The sequence below is a fragment of the Corynebacterium sp. genome (genome assembly GCF_022712195.1).
Taxonomy (GTDB): Bacteria; Actinomycetota; Actinomycetes; order Mycobacteriales; family Mycobacteriaceae; genus Corynebacterium.
Map to the genome: position 1 here is coordinate 1 of NZ_JALAGY010000095.1, position 18,856 is coordinate 18,856.

17 protein-coding genes and 1 pseudogene are annotated in these 18,856 nt (G+C 70.5%); 10 read left to right on the forward strand and 8 right to left on the reverse strand.

Annotated features, from left to right (window positions below):
* The 4 genes and pseudogenes from Q0A34_RS13135 to Q0A34_RS13150 all read left to right on the forward strand — a co-directional run.
* Nucleotides 1-346 (forward strand): annotated as a pseudogene (locus tag Q0A34_RS13135) (PadR family transcriptional regulator); the annotation flags it as partial.
* A gap of 3 nt (nucleotides 347-349) precedes the next feature.
* Entirely contained in the window at nucleotides 350-1,096 is a 747-nt protein-coding gene (locus tag Q0A34_RS13140; protein ID WP_291480446.1) for an ABC transporter ATP-binding protein, read from the forward strand.
* 5 nt (nucleotides 1,097-1,101) lie between these two features.
* Nucleotides 1,102-3,609, forward strand: coding sequence for an FtsX-like permease family protein (locus Q0A34_RS13145; protein WP_291480447.1), 2,508 nt, complete (start codon nucleotides 1,102-1,104; stop codon nucleotides 3,607-3,609).
* Between the two features lie 116 nt (nucleotides 3,610-3,725).
* A complete protein-coding gene (locus Q0A34_RS13150) occupies nucleotides 3,726-4,565 on the forward strand; it encodes an alpha/beta fold hydrolase (RefSeq protein ID WP_291480448.1) in 840 nt (279 codons plus the stop codon).
* Here Q0A34_RS13150 and Q0A34_RS13155 read toward each other — a convergent pair.
* Nucleotides 4,510-6,162: a HAMP domain-containing sensor histidine kinase gene (locus Q0A34_RS13155; protein ID WP_291480449.1), complete on the reverse strand. Its 1,653-nt coding sequence runs from the start codon at nucleotides 6,160-6,162 to the stop codon at nucleotides 4,510-4,512. The genes Q0A34_RS13150 and Q0A34_RS13155 overlap by 56 nt on opposite strands.
* Nucleotides 6,162-6,917: a response regulator transcription factor gene (locus tag Q0A34_RS13160; RefSeq protein ID WP_291480450.1), complete on the reverse strand. Its 756-nt coding sequence runs from the start codon at nucleotides 6,915-6,917 to the stop codon at nucleotides 6,162-6,164. The genes Q0A34_RS13155 and Q0A34_RS13160 overlap by 1 nt, the downstream gene beginning before the upstream one ends.
* A gap of 160 nt (nucleotides 6,918-7,077) precedes the next feature.
* Here Q0A34_RS13160 and Q0A34_RS13165 point away from each other — a divergent pair, with 160 nt between their 5' ends.
* Both Q0A34_RS13165 and Q0A34_RS13170 read left to right on the forward strand, forming a co-directional pair.
* Nucleotides 7,078-7,866, forward strand: coding sequence for a L,D-transpeptidase (locus Q0A34_RS13165; RefSeq protein WP_291480451.1), 789 nt, complete (start codon nucleotides 7,078-7,080; stop codon nucleotides 7,864-7,866).
* Nucleotides 7,866-8,399, forward strand: a complete 534-nt coding sequence (locus Q0A34_RS13170; protein WP_291480452.1) for a GNAT family N-acetyltransferase — start codon at nucleotides 7,866-7,868, stop codon at nucleotides 8,397-8,399. Before Q0A34_RS13165 ends, Q0A34_RS13170 begins: the two co-directional genes overlap by 1 nt.
* Here the strand turns inward: Q0A34_RS13170 and crtI are convergent.
* A complete protein-coding gene (gene crtI, locus Q0A34_RS13175; protein WP_291480453.1) occupies nucleotides 8,387-9,979 on the reverse strand; it encodes a phytoene desaturase family protein in 1,593 nt (530 codons plus the stop codon). The two genes, Q0A34_RS13170 and crtI, sit on opposite strands and share 13 nt — an antisense overlap.
* Entirely contained in the window at nucleotides 9,976-10,890 is a 915-nt protein-coding gene (locus Q0A34_RS13180; RefSeq protein WP_291480454.1) for a squalene/phytoene synthase family protein, read from the reverse strand. Before Q0A34_RS13180 ends, crtI begins: the two co-directional genes overlap by 4 nt.
* Before the next feature lie 67 nt (nucleotides 10,891-10,957).
* On the opposite strand from Q0A34_RS13180, the gene Q0A34_RS13185 reads away from it, so the two are divergent.
* A complete protein-coding gene (locus Q0A34_RS13185) occupies nucleotides 10,958-12,295 on the forward strand; it encodes an MFS transporter (RefSeq protein WP_291480455.1) in 1,338 nt (445 codons plus the stop codon).
* Between the two features lie 29 nt (nucleotides 12,296-12,324).
* On the opposite strand, the gene Q0A34_RS13190 is transcribed toward Q0A34_RS13185, so the two are convergent.
* Nucleotides 12,325-12,825, reverse strand: coding sequence for an N-acetyltransferase family protein (locus Q0A34_RS13190; protein WP_363316456.1), 501 nt, complete (start codon nucleotides 12,823-12,825; stop codon nucleotides 12,325-12,327).
* A 10-nt stretch (nucleotides 12,826-12,835) separates the two neighbouring features.
* Nucleotides 12,836-13,246, reverse strand: a complete 411-nt coding sequence (locus Q0A34_RS13195; RefSeq protein WP_291480456.1) for a hypothetical protein — start codon at nucleotides 13,244-13,246, stop codon at nucleotides 12,836-12,838.
* Nucleotides 13,247-13,482: 236 nt separating this feature from the next.
* On the opposite strand from Q0A34_RS13195, the gene Q0A34_RS13200 reads away from it, so the two are divergent.
* Nucleotides 13,483-13,761, forward strand: a complete 279-nt coding sequence (locus Q0A34_RS13200) for a hypothetical protein (RefSeq protein ID WP_291480457.1) — start codon at nucleotides 13,483-13,485, stop codon at nucleotides 13,759-13,761.
* A gap of 35 nt (nucleotides 13,762-13,796) precedes the next feature.
* Here Q0A34_RS13200 and Q0A34_RS13205 read toward each other — a convergent pair whose 3' ends face one another.
* Complete coding sequence (locus Q0A34_RS13205) at nucleotides 13,797-15,593, reverse strand: dihydroxyacetone kinase subunit DhaK (protein WP_291480458.1); 1,797 nt, start codon at nucleotides 15,591-15,593, stop codon at nucleotides 13,797-13,799.
* Between the two features lie 159 nt (nucleotides 15,594-15,752).
* Between Q0A34_RS13205 and Q0A34_RS13210 the strand changes: the two genes are divergently transcribed.
* A complete protein-coding gene (locus Q0A34_RS13210) occupies nucleotides 15,753-16,871 on the forward strand; it encodes a glycerol dehydrogenase (protein ID WP_291480459.1) in 1,119 nt (372 codons plus the stop codon).
* Here the strand turns inward: Q0A34_RS13210 and Q0A34_RS13215 are convergent.
* Complete coding sequence (locus Q0A34_RS13215; protein ID WP_291480460.1) at nucleotides 16,846-17,928, reverse strand: DUF418 domain-containing protein; 1,083 nt, start codon at nucleotides 17,926-17,928, stop codon at nucleotides 16,846-16,848. The genes Q0A34_RS13210 and Q0A34_RS13215 overlap by 26 nt on opposite strands.
* A 195-nt stretch (nucleotides 17,929-18,123) precedes the next feature.
* Here Q0A34_RS13215 and Q0A34_RS13220 point away from each other — a divergent pair, with 195 nt between their 5' ends.
* Nucleotides 18,124-18,774 (forward strand): LppP/LprE family lipoprotein, encoded by a 651-nt coding sequence (locus Q0A34_RS13220; protein ID WP_291480461.1) that lies wholly within the window; start codon nucleotides 18,124-18,126, stop codon nucleotides 18,772-18,774.
* The last annotated feature ends 82 nt before the right edge of the window (nucleotides 18,775-18,856 follow it).

Below are 18,856 nucleotides of genomic sequence, written 5' to 3' on the forward strand. Positions count from 1 at the left end.
GATCTACTCGGTCACCGGACCGGGGCGCGACGCACTGGCCGACTGGTGGCGGGCCCCCGTCCTCCCCCCGCCCAACGACCGGGACGACCTGGTCATCAAGGCCGCCATGGCCGCGTCCTCCGGCGGGACGCTGCCCGACGGGCTGGATTTCGGGGCGCTCCTCCACCACCAGCGGCTCGCTGTCCTCGAGGAACTGCGCACCCTCACCCGCAGGAAGTCGGACGTCCCCCCGTCCACCACCGCCGACCGCCTGCAACTGGAACGCCGGATCTTCGACCTCGAATCCCAGGTCCGGTGGCTCGACCAGATCGAGACACTGCCGCCCACCGCCACAGAGGAGAACTGACCCATGACACGCCCCAACGACACCTCTCCCCTTTCTCCCCGTCGCCTGTCCGGCAACAAGGCCGAGGACGCCACGACGTCCGCCGCCGCCCTGCACCTCGACCGGGTCAGCCGCCTCCACAGCGACGGCCCGGCCACGGTCACCGCCCTCGACAACGTCACGCTGACCATCGAACCCGGGGAACTCGTCGCCGTGATGGGGCCGTCCGGCTCAGGGAAGTCCACACTGCTCAACGTCGCCGGAACCCTGGACACCGCCAGCGACGGCCGGGTCCTCGTCGCCGGGGTGGACGTCTCGCACCTGACCGCACAGGCGCGGGCGGAGGTGCGCCGCACCCACGTGGGCTACGTCTTCCAGGACTACAACCTGATCCCCACCCTCACCGTGGCCGAGAACGTCTCACTGCCGATGGAACTCAACGGCACCAGGAGGAGAGAGGCACGAGACGCGGCCCTCGCCGCCCTGGAGGAGATCGGCCTGGCGGACCTGGCCGACCGCTTCCCCTCCGAGGTCTCCGGCGGCCAGCAGCAGCGCGTGGCCGTCGCACGGGCGCTGATCGGTGACCGGCACCTCTTCCTCGCCGACGAACCCACCGGAGCCCTCGACTCGGTGACCGCGGAGTCCGTGATGTCACTGCTGCGCGACCGGGTGGCCGACGGTGCGGCGGGACTGCTGGTCACCCACGAGCCCCGCTTCGCCGCGTGGGCGGACCGCACCGTGCACCTGCGCGACGGCCGGATCGTGGAGTGATGACAGTGAACGCCACGAACGCCTTCACCAGGTTCTCCGCCCGACTGCGCGTCGCCCTACGCCTCGCCCGGCGCGACCTTGCGGCGCACAAGGTGCGCACCGTCGTCGCGCTGCTGCTGTTCGCCCTGCCGGTGTCGCTGGCCGTCGGGTTCCTGTCGATGGTGGAGAGCTACGACCGGTCGGTCCTCAACTCGCCGGTCGAGGCGACCGGACAACTCTCGTTCCCACGTGAGGCCGGCGAACACGTCACCACCGGCACCGTCGAAGCGCAGTACAAGGACCTGTCCGCCGCCCTCGGTGACCTCGCGGACTCCCTCTCACCGGGCGTCCTGCAGACCTCCGAGTTCTCCCGGGGAGACCGCAGCGCCGACCTCAACGTGATCACCGTCGCGTCCTCCCCCGACGGGTCCGGCCCGGCGGTCGAACCCGGGACAGTGTTCCTCAACGAGCAGGCCGCGTTCCTCATGGACGCCGACGACGGCGACACGGTGACCGTCGACGGCACCCCGCTGACCGTGACCCTCGGTGCGGGCTACGAAGGCTCGGCCGTCAACACCGACGACGTACCCGTCACCGACAGGACGATGAAGCTGACGTGGTACATGCCGGACGACCCGGCGGTGCACGACGAGATCTCGAACCTGGCGGCGGACCCCGGGCACCCGGCGCTCGGGGACGTCAGCCTCTACTCGCCCGGATCGACCGGCACGATGTCCATGGACGCCGGCGGGACGCTCGCCGTGCTCAGCACATTCGTCCTCGCCGTCCTGCTGATCTCGGCGGTGATCACACCGGTCTTCGCCGTCGCCGCCCGCCGGCAACGCCGTGCGATGGGGCTGATGAGCGCGACCGGTGCGGCACCCGGCGACCTGCGGCGGGTGATGCTCGCCGAAGGCGTCGTCGTGTCCGCCGCCGGCACGGCCCTGGGCCTCGTCCTCTCCACCGGGGTCGCTGCGCTGCTGAACAGGGTGACGCCCAGTGCGGAGAACCACTGGTCCTGGGCCGGCGCGGCCGCCGTCTCCGCTGTCGCACTGCTCTGCGGCGTGACGTCCGCCCTCCTCCCCGCGCTGAGAGCGGGGAAGGAGGACCCCGTCCAGGCACTCGCCGACGGCGGCAGCGTGCGGATGACAGGATTCCGCAGGCGCATGCTGCTCGGGCTGGTGTTCCTCGTCCCCGGCGTGCTCCTCGTGACGACGGCCGAGGACGAACTGTTCACCCTCGGTGTCTCCCTGTGCGGCATAGGGGTGGTCCTCAGCAGCAGCCTCGTGGTGTGGCTGATGTCCCGGCTCGGGACCGTCCTGCCCACACCGCTGCGGCTCGCCGTCCGCGACAGTCTGCGCAACCACCACCGGACGGTGCCGGCCGTGGCCGCCATCGCCGGGGTCACGTTCCTGGCGTCGGCGGCGCTGACGCTGCCGATCAACACCTCGTCCGCGACACGGTACGACGACAACGTGGCCGTGCTGACCAGCTTCCAGGGCGGTGAGGAGTCCTTCTACTCGGACGAGATCGAGCAGACCGCCGAGCGGATGAACGCGAAGTCCCACCACACCGTCGCCGGCATCACGACCACGGTCCAGGACGGCGTGAACTACATGGTCACCCTGGACACCCCTCCAGAGGCGAGGGACTACGTCTACACCAGCGAACAGTCGGACATCCGCGTGACCGACGGCGGACTGTTCAGCGCATTCCGCGACGCCGACGACCGGGACATCCACCGGGCCACCGAGGCCCTCGCAGACGGAAAGGCCGTGGTCACATCTCCGAAGATGCTCCATGACGGGGAACTGACCCTGGAGCTCCACGAGTACGACGCCTACTTCGGCTACGAACCGGACTACACGGGCGAGGAACCCGGCCCCGCCGACAAGACGCTGTCGGTGCCCGGCGTCGTCGTACCCGGCCTGGAGGGGACAGGCGCGGTCGACGGTGCCGCCGTCAGCCCCGACACCGCCACGGAACTCGGCCTGGACACCACGTACGTCGGCACCGCCTTCATCCTCGACTCCCCGGTGACCCAGCGTGAGGCGGCACTCACCACCATGGGCGTCTGGCCGGTGAACAGCCAGTTCGTCTCCGTCGACACCCCGGCGGTCAACGGGGAACGGGCGTTGATGTCCACGGTTCCCGTCGCCCTGAGCTGGATCCTCACCCTCGGCACGGTCCTGCTCGTGGTCGTGCTCGCCGCGACGGAGTCGCGCAGGGACATGGCCACCATCGCCGCCGTCGGTGCGCCGCCCGGACTCCTCAGACGGTTCTCCGCGGCGCAGGCCGTGTTCATCGCGCTGCCGGGGACACTCATCGGCGTCGTGACCGGGGCACTGCCCAAGATCTGCCGGACTGTGCGTGAACTCCACGAACAGTTCGTGTTCTACACCGGGTTCCTCACCTCCTCCCAGTGGATCGCCCTGGGGTTGACGGCCGTGGTCGGCCCGGTCCTCGCCTGGGCCGCCGGGTCCGTCATCGGGGCGGTCACCTCCCGGGACCGGACCCCGGTCCGGAGACGGTGACGCACCTTCACTGTGCTGACCCCACGCCTGTGCCGCGCCTGTGTCGGTTCGGACCCCCTCCGACCGACACAGGTGCAGGGTCACGGCGCGGGTGCCGGTTGAGGCACAGTAGAGGAATGCGACCACCACGCCCGCCGCTCGTCGGCCGACTGCTCGACCGGCTCCCCCAGCCGGCCACCCCCTGGGAAGACACCGCCGTCCCCGCCGAAGCCACCGGCACACGCCCGGTCGTCCTGGTGCACGGCACCGCGGGCAGCCGCGACAACTTCGAGAGGATCGTCCCGCTGCTCCGCGCCACCGGGCGTCCGGTCCTGTCCGTCTCCTACGGGCACCGTGGCACCCGGGAGCTGCGGGACTCCCTGGACGAGGTCGTCGACCAACTCACCCGCATCACCGGCCGTGCCGGTGCTGTCGACCTGGTGGGGCACTCACAGGGCGGACTCCTCGCCCTCGCCGCCACCGGCGTGGTGCAGGGACGGACGGGCGGCCGGCCCGTCGGTCACGTCGTCGGTCTCGCCGCGGACTTCCGCGGGGTGGGACGCCCCTGGTTCCGTCCCCCGGAGTCCCGGCTCCTCCACCGCCTCGACCGGGCGCTGCTGCCGGCACTGGCCGACCAACTCGCCGGCTCACCGGCGTTGGCAGAGGTCCTCCCCCACACGCTGCGGACCGACGTGCCGGTCACCCAGATCATCACCCGTGGCGACCGGATCGTCCCGGCGGCACGTGCCCGCGCGCTGGCCGCGCCGGACCCGCTGACCGGGCTTCCCGCCCACCCCGGGCCGGTGCGGGTCGTCACCGTCCAGGAAGAACGTCCGGACGCGCGCATCGGCCACGCGATGCTCCCCTACCACCGCATCGTCGGGGAACTGGTCGCCGAGGCGTTGACGACGGCGCCGGAGGTCACCGCCCCCAGGAGTCCCGGCCACCCGACTCCGTGCCGTCGGTGCCGTCGGTGACGTCAGTGCCGTCGGCGTCCTCACCGGCGTCGGCGGCACCGGAGACGTCAGAGCCGTCGGCGGTGTCGGGTACGTCGGCGTCGGCTGTGTCGTCGGTCTCGTCCGACAGGAGGTCCTCGTCGTCACGCCACACGGGCAGCAGGATCCGGAACGTCGTCCCCTTCCCCGGTTCGCTGTCCACGGTGATGGTGCCGTTGTGCCGCTCGATCAGCCGCTTGACGATGGACAGTCCCAACCCGGAACCACCGGACAACCGTGACCTGGACACGTCCGCCCGGTAGAACCGTTCGAAGAGGTGCGGGACGTCCTCGGCGGAGATGCCGTCACCGTCGTCGATGACCTCCACGGCGACACTGTCGTCGTCCGGACGGCTCAGCCGGACGGTGACCGAGGCCTCCTCCCCCGCGTGGCGCATCGCGTTGGTCACCAGGTTGCCCACGACCTGGTGCAGACGGGCACTGTCGCCGACAGTGACCGGCACCGAACGGGCCTCGTTGCGCACGCTCACCGACCTCCCCGGGAAACCGACGCGGGCGTTCTCCGCGGCGGAGAGGCAGATCTCCAGCATGTCCACCGGGTCCTGCCGCATCGGACGGCCCTCGTCCATGCGGACCAGGGTGAGCAGGTCCTCCACCAGCAGGCTCATCCGTCCCGCCTCCGCGGAGATCCTGTCGATGACCATGTCCGGGTTGTCGGTGGCCCCGGAACGGTACAGGTCGGCGTAGCCGCGGACACTCGTCAGCGGTGTCCGCAGCTCATGGGAGGCGTCCCCGATGAACCGGCGCATCGACGCCTCCGCCTCCCTGGCCTGCCGCTCCGAGTCGTTCACGGCGATGAACGCCCCCTGGATCTGGGCGAGCATCCGGTTCAGGGCCACGGAGAGCCGGCCGACCTCCGTCTTCGGCGACCAGTTGGGCACACGCTGGTCGAGGTGGCCGCGGGCGATCCGTCCGGCGGTCTGCTCCACCTGGTAGAGGGGCTGCAACGCCCGACGGACCAGGAACAGGCTGGCGGCGGTGACCGAGGCGAGGATGAGCAGGCTGATGATGATGAGCATCGTCGTCATCCCGCTCATGATCTTCGACTCCCCGTCCATCGGCAGGGCGAAGACGGTCACCCCGCCGTCGTCGTTGGCCACGGCGGCGGCACGCCAGGGCGCGGCGGACGCCGAGTTCGCCGCGGCGGGGACGGTCACCGGACTCGTCGGCTCGGTGATCGAGGAGACGTCCGGCAGGGAGTCGTTGACGCTGTTGGGGCCGGTGGTCTGGCAGGCGTCACCGGGCAACCCCCAGTACATCTTCGACGGGGGTCTCAGCATGCGCAGCTGGTCGTGGGACTGGTAGGTGTCCCGGCACGGCGACTCGGTGATGCTCGCGGCCCACGTCGCACTGTCCTGGAGCTGCTCGTCGACCCGTTCTGTGAGGAAGCGCTGCATCATGCCCGTCACCACCGTGCCGGACACCGTCAGCCCCAGTGCCGTGAGCACCGCGATGACGAGCACCAGGGAGACCCGGAGCGGGTAGTGGGACAGAAAGACCCCCGGGTACTGCCGGCTGGCCCGCCGGGCGCCGGCCGTGATCCTGCCCGAACCCGCCATCAGCTACGCGGCAGTCTCAGGACGTAGCCCACGCCGCGCACGGTGTGGATCAGCCGCGGATCCTGCGTGTCGATCTTGCGGCGCAGGTAGGAGACGTAGGACTCGACGACGTTGCCGTCGCCGCCGAAGTCGTACTCCCACACCGCGTCGAGGATCCTCGACTTCGGCACGACGACCTCGGAGTTGACCAGCAGGTAGCGCAGCAGCTTGAACTCGGTCGGCGACAGGTCCACGACCTTGCCGGCCTTGGTGACCTCGTGCATGTCGTCGTTGAGGGTGATGTCGGCGTAGGTGATCAGCGAGGAGTCGTCGTCCTCCGCCGGCTGGACGCGGCGCAGGATCACCCGCAGGCGGGTGATCACCTCCTCCAGGGCGAACGGCTTGGTGACGTAGTCGTCCGCACCGATCGTCAGTCCGTGGATCCGGTCGTCCACCCCGTCCTTCGCGGTGAGGAAGAGCACCGGAGCCTCGTGCCCGTCCTCGCGGAGCTTGTTGAGCAGGGTGAACCCGTCCATCCCCGGCATCATCACGTCGAGGATGAACGCGTCCGGGCGGAAGGTCTTGGCGATCTCGCGGGCGGTGGCACCGTCCGCGGCGGTCCTGACCTCGAAATCCTGGAACTCCAGACGCGCCTTGATCAGGTCGGCGATGTTGGCCTCGTCGTCGACGACGAGGACCTTCACCGGCTGGGCGCCGTGTGCACTGTGCGCACCGTGGCCGGAGTTGCTGGAATTGTTCGACAGAGGCACGTTCATATCTCCCTAGTCTGCTCCGGGGAACCGGGTTTTTCATGCTGGGCACATCCAGAGTACCTGTGACTTCCGTGGGCATCCGGTGGCCGTGCGTGGAGCGCACCGGCATACACGCCGGGGTAAAAGTCGCCAGACAACGTTGCCGGGGGATAGGATAGCCCGTGTGAACATTCGGACAACACCTGCACACCACAGCGGCCACACCCGCACCATCCGTCGTCGTGCGGCCGCCCTCGGCATCGCCGCCCTGACCGCCGTCGGTCTCGCCGGCGCCGGCATCGGCACGGCCGCCGCCGCCCCGAGCGCCCCTTCCCTGCCCGCCGTCGGCGACATCAGTCTGCCCGGGCCCGACGAGATCGACGAGATGGTCCGCGACGGCGTCCTCGACGCCCACGACGCCGCCCTGCTGCAGGCCGGCAAGGTCCCCGAGCAGTTCCGTGACGCCTACGAGCAGGGCGTCCGCGACCTGGCGGACCTCGTCGCCCCCGGTGCGGTCCAGGAGCGTCAGGACGCCCGCGACGCCTCCGCGCGCGCCGCCGCTGCCGCCCGCGCCGAGCGTGAGGCCCGCGCGGCCGCCGCCCAGCGCCAGGCCAGCACCACCAACACCCCCTGCCCCGCCTCCGCCCGTGTCTGCGTGGACATCGACGGCAAGCGCACCTGGCTGCAGCGTGGCGGCGAGACCTCCTACGGTCCGGTCAGCATGTCCCCGGGCAAGCCCGGCCAGGACACCCCGCGCGGCAACTTCTCCGTGCAGTACAAGGTGAAGGACGAGATCAGCCGCGAGTTCAACAACGCGCCGATGCCCTACGCCGTCTACTTCACCAACAACGGCCACGCCTTCCACCAGGGCACCCTGGACACCCAGTCCGCCGGCTGTGTGCGACTGAACAACCAGGACGCGGTCACCTACTTCAACGCCCTCAACCCGGGCGACCAGGTGTTCATCTACTGATGACCGGCTCCCCGGGACCGACGGCCGCCCTGCGTCACCGGCCCGCCGTCGAGGGCGACCGGGAGTTCCTCCGGGCCCTCTACATCCTCACCGACCAGTGGGGCGACGAGGACCGGCCCGTCAGCGACGGCATCGGGGAGGAACTCGAGGCATACGTGGACCGGTGGACCCCGGAGCAGCCCGGGGTCATCCTCGAGGACGTCGGCTCCGGCACCCCGACTCCGGTCGGCGGGGCCTGGCTCCGCACGTTCACGGCCGATGACCCGGGCGCAGGGTTCGTCGCCGACGACATCCCCGAGGTCGCGATCGCGATCCGTCCGGGGTACTCCGGCCACGGGCGTGGCACCGCCCTGATGTCAGAGATGCTCGCGACGGCCCGGGCCGCGGGCTTCCCCGCGGTGTCCCTCGCCGTGGACATCGGCAACGACCGGGCGCGCCACGTGTACTCCAAGCTGGGGTTCGTGGACAGCCCCGTCAACGGCGGCCTGGACCCCAGCGGCCAGTGCCACGTGATGGTGCACTACCTCGACTGACGCCTGCCCACCGATGTCACGGCGTTCTCGGCGCTGATCAGGCACATCGGCACCCCGACACCGGGCGTGGTCGTCGACCCCGCGTAGTAGAGGTTCGACACCGCCCTCGACCGGTTCGTGCCACGCATGAACGCCGACTGCGTCAGCGTGTGCGCCAACCCCAGCGCCCACCCCCTCCAGGAGTTGTAGCGTCCGGCGAAGTCCGCCGGCCCCAGCGTCCGGCGCACCACCACCCGGTCCGTCAGGTCGGGCACCCCGGCACGCTCGGCGATGAGCTCCAGCGTCGCGTCCGCGATCTTCTCCACCGTGTCCCCCGGCATGTCCGGGTCACACGCGACCGGCACCAGGACGAAGAGATTCTCGTGGCCCTCAGGGGCCACGTCCGGGTCCGTCGCCGACGGCCGGGACACGTACACTGACCGCGAGGCCTGCCGCCCACCCACCGACGCGGAGTCGAAGACCGCGGCGAAGTCGTCGGTCCAGTCCTCACTGAAGATCAGGGTGTGGTGCGCCAGTTCAGGCAGCGCGCCGGTGACCCCGAGCATCACCACCACCGCCCCCACTCCAGGGTCCGCCGACGACCACCGCCGTTCGGGGTAGGTCTGCAGCCCCTCCGGGAGCAGCCGGGTCTCGGTGTGGTGCAGGTCCGCGGCACTGACCACGACGTCCGCGGGGAGGAACTCCTCCGCCCCGTCACCCGTCCGGACGGTCACCCCACGCGCGCGGGCGGAGGACCACCGGCCGGTGAGGCGTCCCACCGCCGGCACGTGCCGCAACGGGTTCGCCCGGTCACGGTCGGTGACGATCCCGGTGACGTCCGCACCGGTCCGCACCTGCACCCCGTGGTCCACGGCCAACCGGCGCAGCGACTCCACCACCGCGGCGAAGCCGCCGGCCGGGTAGCGGACGCCCTGCACCAGGTCGGTGTAGCTCATCAGCTGGTACAGCGCCGGCGTCGCCGAGGGACGTGAGGACAGGAACACGGCCGGGTAGCTCAGGACCTGCCGCAGACGGCGGTCCCGGAACCGGCGGTCGACCAGCCCCTCCAGGGACCCCGTCAGCAGCCGGACGAGCCGGACCGCGCGCCGCAGCACCGCGGCGCCCAGGAACGGGGCGGGCGTGGCGAAGTCCGTGTAGAGGAAGCGGTCCACGGCGATGCGGTAGGTGTCGCCCGCCTCGGCGAGATACCGTCGGAGCTCCTCACCTGCCCCTGGTTCGATCGACTCGAAGAGCTCCACGACCGCGTCCTCCCCCACCGGGACGTCCACCGGGTCCAGCCTCTCGGGGAGCACCCGGTAGCCCGGCGAGAGCTCACGCAGGTCCAGCTGCTCCCGGGTGGAGGTGCCCATCAACGAGAAGAACCGGTCGAAGGCCTCGGGCATCAGGTACCAGCTCGGGCCGGTGTCCCACCGGAAACCGGGCGCCTCGTCGACGGTGAGGGACCCGGCGCGCCCGCCCACCTGCTCCCCGCGTTCCAGCAGGGTGACCTCGTGGCCCTGCCGCGCCAGCAGGCCGGCGGCCGCCAGTCCCGCGACACCGGCACCGATGACCACCACACGGTCCGGTCCCGGGCCGGTCACCGTCGGCTCCCGGCGATCGCCCGGGCTGTCTCCCGGGCGGTGAGCGCCGCCTTGACCGGGCCGGGCACCCGCACCCGGGTGTGCTGCAGCTGGTGCGGCGGGGTACGGCGCAGGCGGGCGGACAGCTCCTCGTAGAGTGCCGCGGCCGACGCCACCCCCGCCCGGCAGCCTCCCGGCAGGGACGGTATCCGACGACGTCCGGCGGCGATCCCGGCGTCCACGTCGTCCAGGACGCGGTCACGGATCTCCACCGTCAACGGGCCGTCCTGCAGGTCCGGCAGATAGGAACGCCCCAGGACGTCCCGGTCGTCCCCCAGGTCACGAAGGAAGTTCACCTTCTGGAACGCTGCCCCCAGGGCGGCGGCCCCCTCCTCCAGCCAGGCCCGCCGGTCCTCCGGGACCGGTGCCGAGTGCGCGAGGAAGATGTCGAGGCACATCAGGCCGATGACCTCCGCCGAGCCGTGGATGTAACGGGCCAGGCTCTCCTCGTCGTGCACGTCGTGGTCGATGTCGCTGCGCATCGAGGCGAAGAAGGCCCTCATGTGGTCCGGGTTGATCCGGCAGCGCGCCGCGGTCGCCGCCCAGGCGTGCAGCACCAGGTCGGTGTCGAAGCCCTCCCCCGGGGCGGCGAGCACCCGCGCCTCGTAGGCGTCCAGCACGCCCCGCGGGTCGGCGTGCCCCGCGGCCGCCCCGTCGACGATCTCGTCGGCGACACGCACCACCGCGTACAGGTTCCTCACGTCCTCCCGCACCCCGGCCGGGAGCAGGCGCGTGGCGAGGGAGAAGGACGTGGAGTAGCTGCCGATCACGGTGGCGGCGACGCGTTCCGCGAGGGCCGAGTACATCCCGGCGGCGGTACTGCTGCGGCAGGTACGGCGGCGAGAACGACGGCGAGGGCTGCGAGTGTTCATCGACTCACAGAGTACCCGCGCGCACCCGCGTACCCGGTATGTTCACCGAGGCAATAGTCTGTGGGGTATGGCCACCACGACACGGGACGACACCGCCCGACTCACCGGCATCTACCGCGGCCCCACGCTCGCCTGGGCGTTCTGGGACTGGGGTTCCGCCGCGTTCAACGCGGTGCTGGTGACATTCATCTTCTCCGTCTACCTCACCGACTCGGTCGGCGGGGCGGTGGAGGGCAGCTTCGGCGACGGGATCAGCCCCGCCACCTGGTACGGGTGGGCGATGGCGGTCGGAGGGGTGACGATCGCCCTCGTCGCGCCCGTCATGGGACGCCGCGCCGACGCGCGCGGCACGCGCCGGAGATCGGTGACCCTGTGGACCCTGGTCACCGTCGGGCTGATGTTCAGCCTGGTGGGCATCGGCGACGACGCCCCCGGCTACTTCTGGGCGGGCATCGTGATCATGGGCGTCGCCTCGGTGACCTTCGAGTTCGCCGAGGTCAGCTACTTCGCCATGCTCTCCCAGGTGTCCACCCGCGAGAACGTGGGACGGGTGAGCGGCTTCGGCTGGTCGATGGGCTACTTCGGGGGCATCGTCCTTCTTCTCGTCTGCTACCTCGGGTTCATCGCCGGGGAGGGCGACACCCGCGGCTTCCTCGGGGTGCCGGTGGAGGACGGGTGGAACGTGCGGCTGGTCGCGGTCGTCGCCGCCGTCTGGTTCCTGGTCTCGGCGATCCCGGTGATGCGCCGGGTCCCGGAGAACACCCCCGACCCCGGCGCCGCGACGTCCTCGGTGAAGGAGTCCTACCTGGGCCTGTTCCGTGACATCGCCTCACTGTGGCGCACCGACCGCTCCGCGGTGTGGTTCCTCATCGCCTCGGCGGTCTTCCGCGACGGCCTGGCCGGGGTGTTCACCTTCGGCGCGGTGCTCGCGGTCTCGGTCTACGGGTTGAGCCCGGCCGACGTGCTGCTGTTCGGGGTGGCGGCCAACGTGGTCTCCGCCGTCGGCGCGCTGGCCTGCGGCTACCTCGACGACCGGGTCGGCCCGAAGCCGGTGATCATGGTGTCGCTGGTCCTGCTGGTGGCCGACGCCTTCGTCCTGTTCTTCGTCGACGGCCCGGCGATGTTCTGGGTCTTCGGCCTCCTGCTGTGCATGTTCGTCGGGCCGGCGCAGAGCGCCTCGCGCTCCTACCTGGCGAGGATCTGCCCGGAGGGACGCGAGGGCCAGATGTTCGGCCTGTACGCCACCACCGGACGCAGCGTGAGCTGGATGGCGCCGGCGGCCTTCGCCGTGTTCACCGGGCTGACCGGGGACGACCGCTTCGGCATCATGGGGATCGCCGTGGTCCTCCTCGTCGGCCTGGTGCTGCTCACCCGGGTGCGGGGTGCAGGCGGGGCCACGTCCTGAGGTGGATGCGCCGGCCACAGGCGGCCGGGTCAGAGCACCAGCTGCATCAGGGTCATGTCCAGCCAACGGCCGAACTTGGAGCCGACCTGGCGGACCGTGCCGCACTCCTCGAAGCCGACCTTCGCGTGGAGGCGGATCGAGGCGGTGTTCCCGCCTTCGATGGCGGCGACCACGACATGCTTCCCCGCCCCGCGGGCGTGCTCGACGAGGGCCGACAGCAACGCCGTCCCCACTCCCCCGGCACGCCTGGCGCCGTCGACGTAGATCGAGTTCTCCACCGTGTGGCGGAAACCGTCGTAGTGACGGAACTCCCCGTAGGTGGCGTAGCCGAGCACCGTGCCGTCATCGCCCTCGGCGACGAGGGCGCAGGTACCGGGACGTCGGTGGTCACGTAGCCAGGCACGACGATTGTCCTCGTCGACGGTCTCGTCGTTCCAGACGGCGACGGTGTTGACCACCGCGTCGTTGTAGATGGCGGTGATGGCGGGGATGTCGGCGTCGGACGCCTCCCGGATGCTGATCTCGGTCACACCGGAGAGGTTACTTCTTCCCTGCCTTCGGCGCGGCGATCAGGGCGCCGGCGATGGCCGCGATGAAGATGTCCTTCGACAGGCCGGTCCCGGCCTCGGACGGACGGATACCGTCCTTCCTCGTCATCTGGTCGTTGCGGAAGTAGATGGAGAGGAAGCCCGTGTTGATCGCGCCCAGGGCCAGGCCCGCCAGACGGTTGGGGACGACCGGTGCCAGCAGCGAGGCGCCGACACCGATCTCCGAGTAGGAGACGACCTTGCCGAAGGTGTCGGGGTCGAACCTGGTCACCTGGGGCACGCCGGTGGCCGCGAACTGCTGCAGGCCCGCCGCCGCGTCGGTGGGCATCTTCAGCTTGCCGATGCCGGACTGCAGGAAGTAGGCGCCGCTGATGCCGCGGAGGAGGATGGTGGAGAGGCTCATGGGAATCCTTCGGAAGACTGGTCGTTCATGTAGTTGATATGACAACTTCTTGCCCGGCCGACTGTACTCTTCCCCGGCACTCCTCGCACACCGCCGGGCGCCGCCCCTGCACAACGGCGGGATACCCCCGAACAGGTGGAACTCCCTCGCCTGTTCACCTATTTCCCCGCGAAAACCGCTATCTTCATGAGCAAGCAGGAACACAGACTGTCCTGCACTGACACCACGGAGGACCCATGTCGTTCATTCTCGAAATCCAGGAAATCGTGTGGGGTCCGATCAAGGACCTCTACCTCGAGATCTCCGCAGGCCTGCCGGTCTTCGCACTGCCGCCCGCACCGTCGTTCGGTGACATCACCGTGGACCTCGGTTCCTCGTTCGGAGACGCCAACCTGGGTTCCTCCTTCGGTGACCTGAATGTCGGCTCCACCGACTTCGGCTCCTCCTTCGGCTCGAGCAACGGCGACCAGAACTTCGGCTCCTCCGGACTCCAGCTGCCGCCGCTCGGCTCCTGACCCGGCACGGCCGGTAGGCGCCCGGGGGGGGGGAACTAGTCCCCGGTGAAGTCGCTGACCCTGCCGGAGCCTCCGAAGATCCAGGAGACGAGGATCGCACCCGGGTCCACCACCCCCCTGGACGCCGCGCCGACATAACTGGCGCGGCCTTTCTTCGCGACCATCTCGCGGGTGCCCTCCGCCCCCTCCGCCGCCGCAGCGTGGCACGCGGCCAGGGCGTCGGAGAAGTCCGTGCCCGCGGCGTCCAGCTCCGCGGCCGCCTCCGCGGCGGGCACCAGGGCGTCGACCAGGGTGTTGTCGCCCTGCCGAGCCCCGCCGAGGTCGGTGATGGCACGGTGTGCCGCCTCCAGCCCCGCGGCGAGCCCGGCGACCGGCGAGTCCGTCGTCCCCATCGCTGCGGCCATCTCACGGAACAGGGTGCCCAGCACGGCGCCTGAGGTCCCGCCCGCCCGGATCAGCAGGCGGTGCCCGAGCGCCTCCAGCACCTCGGCGTCCGACCCGCGCAGCGGCAGGTCCAGCCCGCCGAACGCGGCGTCCATGTTCTGGCCGAAGTCGCCGTCACCGGCGAGCCGGTCGAGTTCGGTGAGGTCACCGGTGGCGCCCTGGACCCGTCCGACGAAGTCGCTGAGCCAGCGGTTCTCCTCACCGGACTCCGGCAGGTCGTCGTCGAAGACGGTCACCGCCGGACGGTAGACCACCGGGGCGCCGTCCCCGCCGAGCACGCGCGGCCATCCCGGCGCGTCCGTCGGGGCGTCCAGCAGTTCCACCAGTTCGTCGGTGCGCTCCCCCACCGAGGTCAGCGTGAGCGACACCCCCGCCATGTTCACCGAGGTGGTGTACGTGCCGACCATCGCCCGACGGACCGTGACACCCCGGTCGGCGAGAGTGCGCAGGACGGATCCGAAGACCAGGGACAGCTCCAGCGGTGTGGTCCCGCCGAGACCGTTGACGAGGCAGACCACCTCAGCGCCGTCCTGCAGCGACAGGGCGTCGCCGATGGCGTCGAGCAGGCGGACGACGACACGGTCGGCGGTCTCGACGTCGACCCGGTCGACACCGCGCTCGCCGTGGATACCGACCCCGACCTCCATCTTCCCGTCCGGCAGGTCGAAAGTGTCGCGTCCACTCGTCGGCAGGTGGCCGGGCGCCAGCGCCACCGCCATGCTGCGCGAGTTGTCGGCCACCCACTGGCCGATCTCCGCGACACGGTCGAGGCTGTCGCCACGCTGCGCGGCGGCGCCCGTCGCCTTCTCCACGAGGACGGTGGCGCCCGTCCCCCGCCGGCCCGGCCCGCCGGAACCGTCAGAACCGTCGGTGCCGTCGGTGCCGTCGGGACCGTCGGTGCCGTCGGTGCCGTCGGGACCGTCGGTGCCTGCGGCGAGGTCTGTCGCGACGTCGTCGTCGACGAGGACGGCGCGGGTCTCGACCCTGTCGAGTGACTGCCGGGCGACGGTGAAGTTCATCACGTCACCGGTGTAGTTCTTCACCACGTGCACCACGCCGGCGCCCTGGTCGGCCCAGCGGGTCGCCTCGGCGATCTGCACCGCGTTCGGGGACGTGAACAACAGGCCCGGGCACACCGCGGTGAGCATGCCCGCGCCGAGGAAACCGGCGTGCATCGGCTCATGGCCGGACCCACCCCCGGACACCACCGCGACCGCCGGCTCACCGGCGTCGGTGGTGGTCGCGGAGGCACGGCCGATGAATCCGGTGTCGTGCCATTCCGCATCCGGGTGGGTGGCGATGAACCCGCCGAGGGACTCCGCGAGGAAGTCCCGGGGGTCGTTGCGGAAGGAGCGGAGAGGAACCTGCGGGGCGTCGGTGTGAGACATGTCCGCCGAGTGTAGCCACTGCACCTGTGCGCCACCCGTACGGGCCGCGACCGCCGGACGACGCCCCTGAAGACGCCCCTGAAGACGCCTAGGGTGGGGCGCGTGCCCGTATCACGGACATGTGCAGAAGTTCGTCGACCACCACGGAAGGGTTCACGCATGACCGACAGACTGTTCACCAGCCCCGCACGCTACGTCCAGGGCATCGACCTGATCGACCGGGCCGCGGAGTACCTGCGCCCGCTGGGCACCTCACCGCTGATCATCGCCGACGAGGTGGTGTGGGGCATCGCCGGGGAGAAGCTGCAGGACTCCCTGACCTCCGACGGCCTCACCCCGGCGCACGAGATCTTCGGCGGCGAGGCCTCCATGACCGAGATCGACCGCATCACGGAGAAGGCCCGCTCCGGCGGCAATGACGTGGTCGTCGGCCTCGGCGGAGGCAAGACGATCGACACCGCACGCGCCGTCGCCGACCACGCGTCGCTGCCGGTCGCGGTCTTCCCCACCGCCGTCTCCGCCGACGCCCCCACCGCACGGGTGTCGGTGATCTACACCGACGAGGGGGTCTTCGACTCCTACCTGTTCTACGACCGCAACCCGGACCTCATCGCCGTCGACACCCGGGTCATCGCCAACGCCCCGGTGCGCACCCTGCGCTCCGGCGTCGGCGACGCCCTGGCCACCTCGGTCGAGGCCCGCGCGGTCAACCGGGCGAACTCCCGCCGCATGGACGACACCGCCCGACCCACGCTGGCCGGCCTGGCCCTCGCCGAGAAATGCGAGGAGACCCTGTTCGCCTACGCCCACCAGGCGCTCCGGGACAATGAGGCGCACGTGGTCAGCCGCGCGCTGGAGAACATCTGTGAGGCCAACACCCTGCTCTCCGGACTCGGTTTCGAGAACGGCGGCCTGGCTGCGGTGCACGCCATCCACAACGGGTTCACCGCCCTGGACGGCGACATCCACCACATGACCCACGGTGAGAAGGTCGCCTTCGGCATCGGTGTGCAGCTCATGCTCGAGGGCGCCCCGGAAGAGGAGGCCGACCGCTACATCGGGTTCCTGCAGTCCGTGGGCCTGCCCACGACGTTGGAGGAGATCCACCTCTCCGACGCGGGGGACGACGACCTGCGGCGCATCGCCGAGCTCGCCTGCTCCGAGGGTGAGACACTCAAGCAGATGCCGGGCGAGTACACACCCACCGACGTCGTCGAGGCGATCAAGGCCGCGGACCTCTACGCACGGGCGCTCAGGGAGCGCCGAGGGCGTTCCTGAGCGGGACGCGCTCCCACCGGGTCGCGCAGCGCCAGGCCCATTCCACGGGGCCGTAGCGGAAGAACCGCAGCCACACCGCGGTGACGAGGACCTGTACGGCCAGGATGGCGAGGGTCATCACCGGCAGCCACGACGTGTCGGTCATCTGCGTGTCCGGGAACAGGTGGAGCAGGACCTGCACCGCCGCGGAGGCGCCGAGGTAGTTGGTCAGCGCCGTGCGGCCCAGCAGGGAGAACGGGACACTGACCACGGTGCCGCGGCCACCGCCGGCGCGCCACAGCAGTGACAGGACGGTGACGATCGCCACCGCGGTGAACAGTCCGGCGAAACCGCTGACACGGTCGACGACGTCCGGGTCGGGAAGGCCGTCGACGTTCTCGACCGAGTACTGCAGGACGCTGAACGCCACACCGGCGACGGCGGAGACCCCGGCGATGACGGCGGTGAGGACGACGTCGCGCCGACGCGTCGACTCCAGCCACTGCGGCAGACCGTACTGGGCGGCGCCGAAACCGGCGACCATCAACGTCGCGCCGATGACCGGGGTGCTGCCCCACAACCAGTAGGCCACGACCGTCCCGACGGCACCGAGCACCAGGACCGGGCCCCGGGGGAGGAACATCGCGGGGACCAGCAGGACCAGCGCCGACAGTGAGTAGAGCGTGAGGATGTCCCCGCTGTACAGCAGGAACAGGTTCAGCAGTCCGACGGGCATCAGGACGGCGAAGCGGCGGACCATCAGCCAGCGTGCCGAGTTGACCGGCATCCTGCGCTGCGAAGAGCTGTAGAGCAGCCATGCGCTCACACCGAAGAGGAAGGCGAAGATCGGCACGAAACGCCCCTGGATCGCCAGGTCGTAGGCCTGGTCGACGAACTGGTGCGGATCCGCGTTCTCCGTCCAGGGGTAGAGCAGGTCGCGCAGGTTGACGAAGAGGATGCCGCACAGGGCGAATCCGCGGAGGGCGTCGAGGAAGCCGTAGCGGACGGGGAGGGTAGAGGACGCGGATCCCGGGTGCACGGCGGGGCCGGACCGGTGCGCTGTGTCTGGCGTGGTCACAGGGGTTCTCCTGACAGGGACGAAATGATCTGACGGTGAAGAGACTATGGACTTCCGGTGGCGGGGACATCGGCCCGGGGACTGATCCTGCACCGGCACCGGCCTCCACCCGGGGTATGACACCAGGCGGGGAAAACTCCCCGGAGGGCTGTCCTGCCCTGTCTTTCCCTGTCCTTCCCGACTAGCCTGAGCTGCATGGACACACTGAGCAGACATCCCCGTGTCCTCCGGACCACGGTCGCAGCCCTCGGTTGTTCCGCCCTGCTGCTGACCGGATGCACCGGGCAGGAGGACGCGCCGACCGCGACCGAGACGGTGACGGACACCGTGACGGACACCGTGGAGGCGTCTCCGGCTCCGGATGACGCCGCCTGCGGGGAGGCGCCGGAGAACCCGCTCACCGGGGACGTCCCGGTCCCCGTGCGCTTCGCCCAGGCACCGGACAACAGCGACGTCTTCTTCCACTACTCGGTCTCCGAGGACGAGTCCGACCCCTGCGCCCCGCTGTCCTGGGTGATCCTGAACGGCGGGAACGGCACTACGGAGAACCCGAACGGGACGGCGGGAAGCAGTCGACAGACCGTCGTCTTCTTCACGGACGGCGAGGTGGTCACCGACCCGGCACCGATCCTCGCCCGCCGCATCGAATCCGTCAAACGCGTCGACGACAGCACGGCACGGGCGGAGTACGCCTTCTACACCGACGCACCCGCCGCAGCCGACGAGACCGCCCCCGGGGCCGCGACCTTCCACTGGAACGGCAGTGAACTGGAGGTCAGCGACAACACGGTCCCGGTCGAACTCAACGAGTCGGCGGCGACGCTGGACCTCGGCGCGGTGCTGTAGGCCCGCCTGCCGGAACACCGTTAGGCTGGGGCGACCGGAACCTCAGAGTTTCCCGCAGCAGCTCCGAGACAGACAGGAGGTC